This window comes from Nocardia cerradoensis NBRC 101014 (assembly GCF_000308535.1).
GTDB lineage: Bacteria > Actinomycetota > Actinomycetes > Mycobacteriales > Mycobacteriaceae > Nocardia > Nocardia cerradoensis.
Genome location: NZ_BAFW01000202.1, coordinates 1 through 13,763 on the forward strand (window position 1 = coordinate 1; position 13,763 = coordinate 13,763).

The window sequence follows — 13,763 nt, forward strand, 5'->3', positions numbered from 1 at the left end:
CGCGCCGAACTGCTGGCGGTCCTGGCCGCCGGGGTCGGGCCCGACGACGAGCCCCTGCTCGAATCCGCCCTCGACGACGCGCGGCCCGAGGTTCGCCGTACGGCCGCCGATCTCCTCGCACACCTGCCGGATTCGGCCTTCGCGGAGCGGATGCGCGAGCGCGCGAGCCGCTGGCTGATCATCCGGTCCGGCGCGCTCGAGGCGCACCTGCCGCACGATCTCGACGACGCGGCCCGCCGCGACGGACTCGGCGACCGGCTCGACCCGGTGGCCTACCGCCGCGACGGTGGGGCCGACGTGGATGCCGAACGGCTGCGCCGCCTGATGGCCGCCACTCCGTTGCGCCATTGGGAACACCTGTGCGGCTCACCGGAGGCGGCCACCGCGCTGCGGCTTCCCGACGACATCCTCGGACCGGTCGCCGCGGGCTGGTCGGAAGCGGCTCTCGCACAGGGTGATTCCTGCTGGGCGACGCCACTGTTCGAGGTGCTGACCACCACGCCGACCCTGGGTGCGGATCCGCGACTGCGGCAACAGTTGTTCGCGCTGCTGCCGGTCGAGCGGCGCGTGCGGTACCTGTGCGGCCTGGACAGCAGTTGGCTGGCCGAACTGGAACTGCTGGTCTCGGCGTTACCGCGGCCGTGGCCGCAGCCGCTGGCCGAACACCTGGTCCGGCTGCTGCTCGATCGGGCCCATCTGGCCGCCGCCCGTCCCGGAGCGGCCGGGCTGTCCCCCGCCTCCTATCGCACGCTGCTGCGCAGTGCCGCGATCAATTTCCCGGTCCGCGCGGTCGCGGCGGTGTCCGTCGCCGCCCGCCGCTGCGCTGACCCCTCCTGGCAAAGCGCCTTCGACCGCCTCGCCGATGATCTGACCCAACGCACCCTGATGCTCGAGGAGCTGGCATGACCACGACCCAGAACCCGCCCGCCGACCTGCTGCGCCCCCATGCCGAACAGGCCTACGCCGACGAACTGCGAGCCCTCGCCGCCGTCGACGACCGTCCGCGTCCACCGTCGTGGCGGCTCTCGCCGTGGGCGGTGGTCACCTACCTGCTCGGCGACACCCTGTCCGACGGCACGGTGATCACCCCGAAGTACGTCGGTCCGCGACGCCTGATGGAGGTGGCGGTGGCGACGCTTGCGACCGATCGCGCGCTGCTGCTGCTCGGCGTACCGGGCACCGCGAAAACCTGGGTGTCGGAACATCTTTCGGCGGCCGTCAGCGGCGCATCCACGCTGTTGGTGCAGGGCACGTCCGGAACCGCCGAAGAGGCGATCCGATACGGCTGGAACTATGCGCGCCTGCTCGCGGAAGGACCCAGCGACGGCGCCCTGGTGCCCTCGCCCGTCATGACCGCGATGCGCACCGGTGCGATCGCCCGGGTCGAGGAGCTCACCCGCATTCCCTCCGACGTGCAGGACGCGCTGATCACGGTGCTGTCGGAGAAGACCCTGCCGGTACCGGAACTCGGTATCGAGGTGCAGGCGGCCAAGGGTTTCAACGTCATCGCCACCGCCAACGACCGCGACCGCGGCGTGAACGAACTCTCCTCCGCGCTGCGCCGCCGATTCAACACCGTGGTGCTGCCGCTGCCCGCCGGCGAGGACGACGAGGTCGCGATCGTCACCCGGCGGGTCGAACAACTCGGCGCCGCACTGCAATTGCCGCCGATCCCGGCCGCGGCCGAGGAAGTGCGGCGCGTGGTACGGGTCTTCCGCGAACTGCGTTCCGGCATCACCGAGGACGGCCGGACCAAATTGAAGTCGCCGTCGGGCACATTGTCGACGGCGGAGGCGATTTCGGTGCTCACCAACGGCATCGCGCTCGCGGCGCATTTCGGGGACGGGGTGCTGCGCGCGAGCGATGTCGCCGGTGCGGTACTCGGCGCGGTGATCAAGGATCCGGTCGCCGACGCCGTCGTGTGGACCGAGTACCTCGAGGCCGTGGTCCGCGAACGCCCGGAGTGGTCCGATTTCTACCGCGCCTGCCGTGAGGTGCACGGATGAGCGGCGAATCCGTCGCGCTCGACGAGCCGCGGACGCAGGTCTTCGGGATCCGCCACCACGGCCCCGGGTCGGCCCGCTCGCTGTCGTGGGCGCTGGAGCGTTTCCGTCCGGATGCGATCCTGATCGAAGGCCCGGCCGATGCCGATCCGCTGGTCGGGTATGTCGCCGCCGAGGGAATGGCACCACCGGTGGCACTGCTGGCCTATGCCCCGAACGAGCCCTCGCGGGCGGCGTTCTGGCCGTTCGCCGTGTTCTCCCCGGAATGGCAGGCGCTGCGGTATGCGTCCGAACACGCTGTGCCCGTGAGCTTCTGCGATCTTCCGGCCGCCACCACCCTCGCCCTCGACACCGAGCCGGGTGACAGCGGTGATCCGCTGGCCGCACTGGCCGCCGCGGGCGGATACGACGATCCGGAGCGCTGGTGGGACGCCGTCATCGAATCGTCGTCTGCTCCCACCGGGGACGGCACCGAGATCTTCGACGCCATCACCGAGGCCATGGGCGCCCTCCGGGCAGCGGCCGGGCCGGCGGCGTCGGATACGGATCCGGGAGCCGCGGCGCCCGCACCGTCCATCCTGGATCAGCACGCCGAAGGTGCCATCGACGATGCGGGAGATGCTGCGCTACAGCCGGATTCATCCGCGTCTGCCCAGCTCCTGCCCGGCGGCATCGACCTGCGGACCCTGCAACGCGAGGCGTATATGCGACAGGTCATACGCCGGACACTCAAGAGCGGCGCCCGCCGGATCGCGGTGGTCTGCGGCGCATGGCATGCCCCGGCGCTGGCGGGCAAACTCGGTCCGGCAGCCGCCGATTCCCGTCTGCTCAAGGGTCTGCCGAAGGTGAAGGCCACACTGACCTGGGTACCGTGGACCCACTCCCGGCTGGCCGGCTCGTCCGGTTACGGCGCCGGTATCACCTCACCGGGCTGGTATCACCACCTGTTCACCCGCACCGACGAACCGATCGCGCGCTGGTTCACCCGGGTGGCCGGTGCGCTGCGCGCCCGCGACCTGCCGGTGTCCAGTGCGCACATCATCGAGTCGGTCCGCCTGGCCGAGACGCTGGCCGCGTTGCGCGGGCGCCCCGCACCGGGATTGTCCGAGGTCACCGATGCCACGCGGTCGGTGCTCTGCGACGGCGACGAGTCGATGCTGCGGTTCGTCAGCAGCGAACTGGTCGTCGGCGAGGCGCTCGGTTCGGTGCCGGAGAACACGCCGACCGTCCCGCTGGATGCCGACCTGCGCGCGCAGGCGCGCACCCTCCGGCTCAAACAGCAGGCCCTGGCCCAGCAGGTGGACCTGGATCTGCGCAAGGACCGCGATGTGGCCCGGTCGCATCTGCTGCATCGGCTGCGACTGCTCGGAATCGACTGGGGCACACCGATGACCGGCGAGGTGCGCAATACCGGCACCTTCCGCGAATCGTGGGCGCTGCGGTGGGAACCCGGCCTCTCCGTCGCGGTCATCGAGGCGTCGCGCTGGGGTACCACCATCCGCACCGCGGCCGAGGCGAAGATTCTCGACCGGGCCGGCGCCGCCGACGCCACGGTCGCCGATATCAGCGCGGCCCTGGAAACCGCGCTGCTGGCCGACCTCGGCGGCGCGGTGGACGGTCTGGTCGCCCGCCTGGAGGCGGTGGCCGCGCTGGATCACGACGTCACCCACCTGCTCGCCGCGCTGCCCGGGCTGATCCGCACACTGCGCTACGGCGACGTCCGCAGCACCGATGTGGGCGCGCTGGCCCGGGTCGCCGACGGCCTGCTCCTGCGCATCTGTGCCGGATTGCCGGGCGCCGTCACCGGTCTCGACACCGATGCCGCCACGCAGCTGCGCGGCCTGATCGATGCCACCCACGTCGCGATCGCGACCCGCGACGAGGCGCACGCCACCCGGTCCTGGCTCGCGGCACTGGGCCTGCTGGCCGACCGCGACGATGTGCACGGGGCGCTGGTGGGTCGCGCCGTCCGATTGCTCTGCGACGCGGGAATCATCGCCGACGCCGATGCCGCGCGCCGGCTGTCGGCGGCGCTGTCGATCGGCCACAGCCCGGCGGAGAAGGCGGCGTGGATCGACGGTTTCCTGGGTGGACGCGGCCTGCTTCTCGTCCACGACCGAGACCTGTTGCGGCGCATCGACTCCTGGCTGCGCGAGCTGGACGAGGAGCAGTTCGTCGCGACACTGCCGCTGTTGCGGCGGACCTTCGGCGCCTTCGAGGCGGGAGAACGCCAGGCCATCGCCCGCGCCGTCCGGGACGGGACGCCGGTGGCCGCACCGCATGACCGCTCCGGGCCGGACGCCGCTCGCGGCATCCTGGCCTTGCACGCGGCGACCGAAATCCTGGTAGGCGCACGATGATTCGAGCGAAGAGGAACCGACGATGACACAGATCGAATCGGACGAGGCGCAGGCCCGGCGCTGGCGGCTGGTCCTCGGTGCTCCCGCAGAGGCCGGACTCGGCGGGCTCGGCGCGGCCGAGGACGCGGCGATGGACCGGGCGTTGTCGGCGCTCTACAACGGCGACGAACACACCCCGTCGGACAAGCGCGCCGCCGGCCTGGGCGGTTCGGCGCCGAAGGTCGCCCGATGGCTGGGCGATATCCGCACCTACTTCCCGTCGACGGTGGTCGAGGTCATGCAGCGCGACGCCATCGATCGTCTGCAACTCACACAACTGCTGCTCGAGCCCGAACTGCTCGAAGCGGTCGAACCCGACGTCCAGCTCGTCGGCACCCTGCTCAGCCTCAACCGCATGATGCCCGAAACCACCCGTGCCACCGCACGAGTCGTGGTGGAGAAGGTGGTGCGCGATATCGAACGCCGGCTCGCCGCGCGCACCGTCGCGGCGGTGTCCGGTGCGCTGAACCGCGCGGCCCGGGTGTCTCGTCCGCGGCTGCGCGATATCGACTGGGACCGGACCATCCGCCGCAACCTCGCCCACTACCTTCCCGAACACCGGACGGTGGTGCCGCAGCAGCTGGTCGGCTACGGGCGCAAGGCGCAGGCGGTGCGGCGGGAGGTGGTGCTCGCGATCGATCAATCGGGGTCCATGGCGGCCAGCGTCGTCTACGCCTCCGTCTTCGGTGCGGTACTCGCGTCGATGCGCTCGCTGAAGACCTCCCTGGTGGTCTTCGACACGGCGGTGGTGGATCTCACCGAGCAGCTGTCGGATCCGGTGGATGTGCTGTTCGGCACACAACTCGGTGGCGGGACCGATATCAACCGGGCCATCGCCTACTGCGGGCAACGGATCACCCGGCCCGCCGACACCCTGTTCGTCCTGATCTCCGACCTCTACGAGGGCGGAATCCGCGACGAGATGTTGCGACGGGTCTCGGCCATGAAGGAGGCCGGCGTCCAGGTCCTGGTGCTGCTGGCGCTGTCCGACGAGGGCGCCCCGGCCTACGACCACGACAATGCCGCCGCCCTCGCCGCACTGGGCGTCCCCGCCTTCGCGTGCACTCCCGACCGCTTTCCCGATCTGCTGTCGGTGGCCCTCGACCGCGGCGATGTGGCGACGTGGGCCCGATCGCACGCGGGCGGCCGGTGAGCCGGGTCCCCGAGGCACGCCCGCATCCGCGGGCATCGAAAGGGGTTGCCGGGCCGTGGTTCTCACGGCCCGCACGACCGCGGCGCGACTACCTGCTGTTCTCGGCGCGGGGCGGGCTTTCGCCCCCGCGCGGGCCGCGCGGATCGGCGGGCCGCGCGTCGGCGCGGAAATCGACGCGATAACTTGGACCGGTGTTGAAGAATTCCGTGGCCACGACGGCAGGAGCATGGCGGGTAGGTGACGGCACTGCGGTGTCATTTCGCGAGGCGGCGGTGGCCTGGGCATTGGCCGCACATGCCGAACTGGCCGAAACCGCGACCGGATACGGGCATTTCATCACTGTGAACGAGTTGGCCGAACGGATTCAGGACGTGTCCGGTGTGCACACCGAGGCGCCGACGCGCACCTGGATGGCCGCGATTCTGCGGAAGGTCGCGCGGCGCTGCCACGGCGCCGGCGAGCCGCCGCTGACCGCGCTGTGCGTACGCCAGAACCACACCGTCGGCGACGACTACAAATACGTGCTCGAACTCGCCGGCCTGCCGATTCCCGACGATCTCGAACTACACGCGGCCTACGCCCGCTGGCAGTGCTATCAGCACTACGGTGCGGAGATGCCCGCCGAGGTCGGCGTTCCGCCGCTGACGCCGAAGGTGGACGCACGCCGCCGCGGTCGCGGTGCGACGAAAACCGTGGTGGCACAGGAGGAGAAATTCTCCGAGCCGCGACCGGCGGTCTGCTCGCAGTGCTTCATCCAGCTGCCCGCCGGCGGCGTCTGCCAGTACTGCGTCTGAGCCCGATCCGGGGCCGGCCGCTGAACGCACCTGCGTCCAGCGGCCGGGTTCCGCACGGGGCTCGTGCGTCACAGATCGGCGATCGCCGCCAGCGGTGGTGTGCGGGCGGCGCGCACGCCCGGCCACAGCGCCGCCAGCACACCGACCACGGCCGAGCCGATCAGCATGCCCACGATCTGACCCCACGGCACGGTGATCGTGCTCAAACCCAGATCCGACAGCGTGCGCAGGAATCCGACGCCGAGTCCGAGACCCAGGACCACCCCGACCACGGCGCCGAAGATCGCGATCAGCATGGATTCGAGATAGATCGTGCGCCGGACCTGTGGTCGCTGCATCCCCACGGCGCGGAGCATGCCGATCTCGCGCCGCCGCTCGACGACCGAGAGGGCCAGCGTGTTCACGATGCCCAGGATCGCGATCACCACCGCCAATGCCAGCAGCCCGTACAGGATGGCCAGCATGGTGTTGATCTGTTTGCCCTGTGCGCCTTTGAATTCCTCGCGGTCCTGCACCTGCACCACCACATAGGAGGCGGTCGCCTTCTCCAGGTTGCCCCGCATCGCGGCGACGTCGGCGCCCGGCGCGGCCTTGACCAGCACGATCAGGTCGGTGCGGAACGCCACCGGCATCACCTGGTTGTAGAGGTCCGGCGCCACCACCAGGGGTCCGAGCAGCTGGCTGTCGGCATAGATGCCGGCGACGGTCACCGAGAACTTCTTGTTGTCCACACTGGTGACCTCGACGCGGTCGCCCGCATGCCAATGACGGTCGCCCGCTTCGGTTTCCGACACCAGCAGGGATTCGCCGGTGACCGGTTGTCGGTGCCTTGGCGGATGTCGTAGTGCAGGACCTGTCCCATCGGCGCGTCCGGCGAGGTGCCGGTGACCTGGTCGTCCCCCACGCGCAGCGCGACGCCGCGGAAGGCCACCACATCGGATACGTCCGGAACCGAGCGCGCCGCCTCCGCGGCGCCCAGCGGCACCCCGATCATCTGCGGTCCGGCCAGCACGTAGTCGGCGTTGACACCCTTGTCGACGAGTTCGCCGACGCTGGCCTTCGCCGAGGCGCCGAGCATGCCGATCGCCGAGACCAGCATCAGTCCCAGGGTGAGCGCGAACGCGGTGGCGGCGGTGCGGCGTGGATTGCGCACGGCGTTGTTGCGCGCCATCGCGCCGATCGCGCCGAACGGACGCACCAGCAGGCCCAGCGCCCCGACCACCGGCCGCGACAGCGCGGGTGAGGCGAACAGCACCGCGAAAATCAGTGCCGCGGCGCCGATTCCGACCGTGGCCGCGGCGTTGCCGCCGGTGTTGCGCGCCCCGAGCACCACCAGGACGACCCCGATCACCGCCAGCACCGCACCGATCACCGTGCGCACGCGCAGCGATTCACCGACCGAGGCGAACTCCTCTCGCATCGCCTCCACCGGCGGAATCTTGGCCGCCCGCCGCGCGGGTGCGTAGGCGCTGGCCACGGTCACCACGAGGCCGATGCCGATCGCCGCCAGCACGGTTCGCGGCAATACCTGCATCGTTCCGGTGGGCAGTCCGAGGTCGAAGGCATTGAGCAGCGCGGACAGTCCGAAGGCCAGCCCGATACCACCGGCCAGTCCGAGCAGGCTGCCGATGAGGCCGATCACGAAAGCCTCCGCCACCACCGACAATCCGACCTGACGCCGTCCGGCCCCGACCGCCCGCAACAGCGCCAGCTCCCGCAACCGCTGCGCCACGATCATCGAGAAGGTGTTGTAGATGATGAACGTGCCGACCAGCAGCGCGATCGCACCGAAGGCGAGCAGGAAGTAGTTGACGAATTTCAGCGCGTTGCCGACCTGCGCCTTCAGGTCGGCACGGACCTGATCGCCGTCCATGACCTTGTAGTCCGGCGCCACCTTCGCGATCCGGTCGCGCAGCGTATCCGGCGAAACTCCCGGCACGGCGGCCACATCCACGTAGGCGACATGCGCTCCGTCGGTGAACAGTTCCCGGGCCTGCGCGTCGTCCAGGAGCAGCCCGATGAATCCGCCGGTATCCGAGGACACGGTGTAGATGCCGCTGACGGTCATATCGATGGTGCCGCGAGAGGGAATCAGCACCTTGGCCTTGTCCCCGACGTGCAATCCGGCTCGGTCGGCCCCGCCGGAATTGATCGCGATCTGCCCCGGTGTCACCGGCGCGACGCCGTCGACGAAATGCTCCGGGTCGGCGATCGCCTTGTCGGGCGGCAGATACGACCGCCCCCAGCTCGGTGCGCCGCCCGTCTGGACCGCATGCCCGTCCTTCAGCAGGACGACCGGCCCCTGCACCGCCGGCGCGACCGCGCGCACGCCGTCGGTCGCGGCGACCTTCGCGACGAGGTCGTTCGGAACCCCCAGCGACTGTGTGTGTTTCGGCTCCACCCGCACGTCGACACCCTTCGCCTGGTCGGCGAAGATGCCGTCGAAGGTGCGCTGCAGGGTGTCGGTGAAGACGAAAGAGCCTGCGACGAAAGCGGTTCCGAGCACGACGGACAGCAACGTCAGCGCCAGCCGCACCTTGTGCGCGGCGAGATTGCGCAAGGCCACCTTGCGCATCGGCGATCCAGCCATGACCTATCCCTCCAGGGACTTCATGCGGTCCAGCACCGAATCCGCTGTCGGATCGCGCAATTCGTCGACGATGCGCCCGTCGGCGAGGAAGATCACGCGGTCGGCGTAGGAGGCGGCATGCGGTTCGTGCGTCACGATCACGACCGTCTGACCGAATTCGTCGACCGCCGCGCGCAGGATCGACAGCACCTCACCGGAGGAGCGGGAATCGAGATTGCCGGTCGGCTCGTCGCCGAAGATGATGTCGGGCCGGCCGACCAGCGCCCGCGCGCATGCGACGCGCTGCTGCTGCCCGCCCGACAGCTCACTCGGCCGATGGTCGAGGCGATCTCCCAGACCGAGACGTCCGATCACGGTGTCCAGCCACTCCTGATCGGGTTTGCGGCCCGCGATATCCAGCGGCAGGGTGATGTTCTCGAGCGCGGTCAGCGTCGGCACCAGGTTGAACGCCTGGAAGACGAAGCCGATGCGGTCGCGGCGCAGGCGCGTCATCTGTTTGTCCGACAGTCCGGTCAGCGCGGTGTCGCCGATGTGCACGGTGCCGGAGGTGGCGCTGTCGAGCCCGGCCAGGCAGTGCATCAACGTCGATTTTCCGGAGCCGGACGGGCCCATGATCGCGGTGAACTCGCGCTGGGCGAAGTCGGCCGAAACCCCGTCGAGGGCGCGGACCTGGGTGTCTCCGGATCCGTACAGTTTCATCAGGTCGGTGGCGCGGGCCGCGAGCGTGGTCGCCGCGGCGGGTTCGGTGCCCAGGGCATCGGCAGTCATGGTCTCCAGTCTGGCCAAACCGGCGTGCGGGCGCCATCAGGATTTCCCCCCAATACCTGGGGCGCACACCCCCGGCCCGCCGGGATGCCGCAGTGCCGGGCGGCGACGCACATATCCTCGTGCCATGGCTGCGCTCACCCCGGTCCTGCTGATGCTCGTCGGCGGGATCGCGCTGGTGCAGCGGGGCATTCTGCGAGGGATGCCGGTGTTGGTGCTGCTCGTGCCGGCCGCGGCGCTCGGCGGCGCCGCGCAACTGAGCCACGACGTGGTCGACGGCGGCGGCGTCACCCGCATCGACCAGCCGATCACCGACTGGGTGGTCGACCATCGCCTCGGCTGGTTGAATCCGGCGATCAGTACCTTCACCGATGCCGGCGGCGTCGCGGCGATGACGACCCTGACCATCGTGGCCTGCGCGTGGTTCGGCGTCCGGCGGCGGTGGGCGCGACTGCTGACCACGGCCGCGGTGGGTATCGGGGTGGCGGTGATCGGTTCGGTGCTGAAGTCGGCGATCGGACGGCACCGGCCGCCCGCGGTCGATCAGCTGGTCACCGAGACCAGTCCGTCGTTCCCGTCCGGTCACACGCTGGGCAGTACCGCCGTCGTCGGGGTGCTCGCCGCCATGGTCGTGCTGTCGTCGCGCGGGCGCGCGGTGCGCGTCGCGGCCGTCGCGGCCGCGGCGCTGTTCGCCGTGGTGATCGGCCTGACCCGGATCTATCTGGGCGTGCACTGGGCAACCGATGTGCTGGCGGGATGGGCGATCGGCCTGGTCTGGCTCGCGCTGTGCCTCGGCCCCTATCTGTGGTGGCGGGCCCGGGTCAGCTCGACAGCGCGGCCAGCAGCACCAGAACCACCAGCAGCAGCACCACCGCGCCGACGATGATGCCGATGATCACCCCGGTATTCGATTTGGGCGCCTGGTTCTGCCGGATCTGATTCATCGGCGGCAGCGGCGGCCGGTGTCCGTAAGGCTGGTTGTACTGGTTGTACTGGCCGGACGCACCGTAGGGCTGTGGCTGATCGACCGGCCGCGCGGCGGTGGCCGGATACGGCTGGGGCACGGCGCCGTGCGGCGGCATCGGTTGCGGCCGGGCCGTGTGCGGCACCGACGGACCGGTCGCGGGCCGGTGCACAACCGGCTGTCCCGGCCCGGTTCCCGGCCGGCCCGTCGTCGGCATCGGCGGACCGGTGTAGGGGCGACCGACCGTCGGCATGCGCGGCGCGCTGGCCGGGGAGATCGCCTGGCGGGCGGCGGCGGCGAAGTCGGCACAGCTGCCGAATCGGTCGCCCGCGCGCTTGGCCATCGCCTTCAGCAGGACCGCGTCCAGACCCGCGGGCAGGCCGGGGCGCACACTGCTCAACGCCGGCGGCGGTCCCTGCAGATGGCCGCGGATCACCGCCGCCGGATTCGGCGCGTTGAACGGCCCCCGGCCGGTGAACAGCCAGAACAGGCTGCACGCCAGCGAGTACTGGTCCGAACTGCCGTCCAGCGGCGCGCCGGTGAGCTGTTCGGGTGAGGCATAGGCCAGGGTCGCGGTGAAGGTTCCGGTCTGGGTGAGATGACCGCCGTCGTCGCGCAGCCGGGCGATGCCGAAGTCGGTGAGATACACCCGCTCGCCTTTGCCGCCGGTGGAGCGCGCGAGCAACATGTTGCCCGGCTTCACATCCCGGTGCATGACCCCGTTGCCGTGCGCGTAGTCCAGCGCCTCGGCCACCTCGGCGATGATCTGCACGGCCCGCTCCGGCGGCAGCTTCTTCGGATCCACGCTGGCGGCGTCGATACCGTCGATGTACTGCATCGAGATCCAGAGCTGACCGTCCTCGAGGCCGCGGTCGTAGACCGTGACGACCTTGGGATGATCGAGTTGGGCGACCAGATCGGCCTCGCGCTCGAAGCGGGCCCGGATCTCCGGATCGGCGACCATCTCGCGGTTGAGCAGCTTCAGCGCGGTCATCCGCGGCAGACGCGGATGTTTGGCCAGATAGACCTGCCCCATACCGCCGCGGCCCAACAGTCGTTCGATGACGTAGCCCGCGAACACATCACCGTTGGCCAGCATGCCCCGCTCCCACTTCCCGTGCCGGAATCACCGAAACCATAGCAGTCCACCGGAACCGGCATTCTCGATCGATCGGGCCGCCGGCCCGCGTGAACGCCCGGTCCCCGCCTGTCGCTGCGGGCTGTCGGTGCGTACCGATACGCTCTCTGCCATGCGTATTGGAGCACACGTCCGTCAAGACAGTGATCCGATCGGCTTCGGCGAGCGATTGGGTGCCGACGTCATCCAGATGTTCGTGGTGGATCCGCAGGGCTGGGACAAACCGCAGCCGCATCCGCGCACGGAGGAGATCAAATCCAGCCCGATCGACGTGGTGGTGCATTCCTCGTATCAGATCAACGTGGCCAGCACGAACAACCGGTTGCGCATGCCCTCGCGCAACGCGGTCGCGCAGCAGGCGCAGGCCGCGGCCGACCTGGGCGCGTTCGGACTGGTCGTGCACGGCGGGCACGTGCGCTCCGATGCCGAGATCGAGGCCGGAATCGTCAACTGGCGCAAGCTGTTCGAGCGTCAGCAGGACAAGGGCGGCTTCGCGGTGCCGATTCTCATCGAGAACACCGCCGGCGGTAATCACGCCATGGCGCGCCATTTCGATTCGATCGCCCGGCTGTGGGACGCGGTCGGCGACTTCGGCGCCGGCTTCTGCCTCGACACCTGCCACGCCTGGGCGGGCGGCGAGGAGCTCATCGGGGTCGTCGACCGGATCCGCGCGATCACCGGCCGCATCGATCTGGTGCATCTGAACTCCTCGCGTGACGACTTCAACTCCGGCGCCGACCGGCACGCCAACTTCGCCGACGGCACCATCGATCCGCAGTTGCTCGCCGAGGTGTGCCGGACCGCCGATGCACCGGTGGTGCTGGAAACACCGGCCGAAGGTGTCGCCGAAGACCTCGCCTACCTGCGCGAACACGTCGGCTGAGCCACGTCGGCCGAGCACAGCGCCGGCACCGTCTTTGTGATCGCGCTGACCGTAAACCTGGTCGCGCTCGGGCCCCGATGGTGTGCTCGGAACGTAGCAAGTTCCGAGCGAAAGGCCCTCCATGTCAAGCGATCACGCAGCAGAGTCCGTGTCCGTGGTGAAACTCGGAACCCACATCGGCGCACGCATCGACGGTGTCCGGCTCGGCGGGGATCTGACTCCGGCGACGGTCGCGACCATCCGGGCGGCCCTCAACGAGCACAAGGTGATCTTCTTCCGTGATCAGCACCATCTCACCGAGGACGGTCAGCACGAATTCGCGCAGCTGCTCGGCAGCCCGACCACCCCGCACCCGACGGTCACGTCCAAGGGTGTGAAGAGCCTGGCGATCGATTCCCACCACGGCCGCGCCAACAGCTGGCACAGCGACGTCACCTTCGTCGACCGCATCCCGAAGGCCTCGATTCTGCGTGCGGTGACCCTGCCCAGCTACGGCGGCTCGACCACCTGGGCCTCGACCGTGGCCGCCTACGCCTCGCTGCCGGAACCGCTGAAGCGCCTGGCCGAGGAGCTGCGCGCCGTGCACACCAACAAGTACGACTACGCCGCCAGCCACGAGGAGCAGCCGGATCCCAACGCGCAGGCCTACCGCGAGGAATTCCAGTCGACCTACTACGAGACCGAGCATCCGGTGGTCCGGGTGCACCCCGAGACCGGTGAGCGGGCGCTGCTGCTGGGACATTTCGTCAAGCAGTTCGTGGGTCTGTCCACCAACGAGTCGCACGCCCTGTTCCGCCTGCTGCAGGATCGGGTGACCCGGCTCGAGCACACCACCCGGTGGAACTGGTCGCTCGGCGACGTGGCGATCTGGGACAACCGTGCCACTCAGCACTACGCGATCGACGACTACGACGGCGCCGAGCACCGCAAGCTGACCCGCATCACCCTGGCCGGCGACATACCGGTCGGCGTGGACGGGCGAACCAGCCTCAGCATCGCCGGTAACGCCGATCACTACTCGATCATCGAGGATCTGGCCGAGGTGGCCTGATCCGCCGGCACCGGCCGGTGGTT

10 protein-coding genes and 1 pseudogene are annotated in these 13,763 nt (G+C 69.9%); 8 read left to right on the forward strand and 3 right to left on the reverse strand.

Going from position 1 to position 13,763, the window contains the following annotated elements:
* The 5 genes from ON23_RS21600 to ON23_RS21620 all read left to right on the forward strand — a co-directional run.
* On the forward strand, positions 1 to 906 hold a 906-nt coding region (locus ON23_RS21600; protein ID WP_039780389.1), incomplete at its 5' end, for a DUF5691 domain-containing protein.
* Positions 903 to 2,006: an ATP-binding protein gene (locus ON23_RS21605; RefSeq protein WP_039780390.1), complete on the forward strand. Its 1,104-nt coding sequence runs from the start codon at positions 903 to 905 to the stop codon at positions 2,004 to 2,006. The genes ON23_RS21600 and ON23_RS21605, both read left to right, overlap by 4 nt.
* Positions 2,003 to 4,363, forward strand: coding sequence for a DUF5682 family protein (locus ON23_RS21610; RefSeq protein WP_039780392.1), 2,361 nt, complete (start codon positions 2,003 to 2,005; stop codon positions 4,361 to 4,363). The genes ON23_RS21605 and ON23_RS21610 overlap by 4 nt, the downstream gene beginning before the upstream one ends.
* Before the next feature lie 22 nt (positions 4,364 to 4,385).
* Positions 4,386 to 5,555 (forward strand): VWA domain-containing protein, encoded by a 1,170-nt coding sequence (locus tag ON23_RS21615; RefSeq protein WP_039780393.1) that lies wholly within the window; start codon positions 4,386 to 4,388, stop codon positions 5,553 to 5,555.
* Positions 5,556 to 5,806: 251 nt separating this feature from the next.
* Positions 5,807 to 6,349 carry a hypothetical protein gene (locus ON23_RS21620; RefSeq protein ID WP_039780419.1) on the forward strand — a complete coding sequence of 181 codons (543 nt, stop codon included), beginning with the start codon at positions 5,807 to 5,809 and terminating at the stop codon, positions 6,347 to 6,349.
* Between the two features lie 68 nt (positions 6,350 to 6,417).
* Here ON23_RS21620 and ON23_RS21625 read toward each other — a convergent pair.
* Both ON23_RS21625 and ON23_RS21630 read right to left on the reverse strand, forming a co-directional pair.
* Positions 6,418 to 8,939, reverse strand: a pseudogene (locus ON23_RS21625) (ABC transporter permease).
* Positions 8,940 to 8,942: 3 nt separating this feature from the next.
* Positions 8,943 to 9,707, reverse strand: coding sequence for an ABC transporter ATP-binding protein (locus ON23_RS21630; RefSeq protein WP_051043039.1), 765 nt, complete (start codon positions 9,705 to 9,707; stop codon positions 8,943 to 8,945).
* Positions 9,708 to 9,831: 124 nt separating this feature from the next.
* Between ON23_RS21630 and ON23_RS21635 the strand changes: the two genes are divergently transcribed.
* Positions 9,832 to 10,590, forward strand: a complete 759-nt coding sequence (locus ON23_RS21635; RefSeq protein WP_051043041.1) for a phosphatase PAP2 family protein — start codon at positions 9,832 to 9,834, stop codon at positions 10,588 to 10,590.
* On the opposite strand, the gene ON23_RS21640 is transcribed toward ON23_RS21635, so the two are convergent.
* Positions 10,526 to 11,767, reverse strand: a complete 1,242-nt coding sequence (locus ON23_RS21640; RefSeq protein WP_051043043.1) for a serine/threonine-protein kinase — start codon at positions 11,765 to 11,767, stop codon at positions 10,526 to 10,528. The genes ON23_RS21635 and ON23_RS21640 overlap by 65 nt on opposite strands.
* 151 nt (positions 11,768 to 11,918) lie before the next feature.
* Here ON23_RS21640 and ON23_RS21645 point away from each other — a divergent pair, with 151 nt between their 5' ends.
* Positions 11,919 to 12,689: a deoxyribonuclease IV gene (locus tag ON23_RS21645; protein ID WP_039780394.1), complete on the forward strand. Its 771-nt coding sequence runs from the start codon at positions 11,919 to 11,921 to the stop codon at positions 12,687 to 12,689.
* Positions 12,690 to 12,810: 121 nt separating this feature from the next.
* Positions 12,811 to 13,740 (forward strand): TauD/TfdA dioxygenase family protein, encoded by a 930-nt coding sequence (locus ON23_RS21650; protein WP_039780395.1) that lies wholly within the window; start codon positions 12,811 to 12,813, stop codon positions 13,738 to 13,740.
* The last annotated feature ends 23 nt before the right edge of the window (positions 13,741 to 13,763 follow it).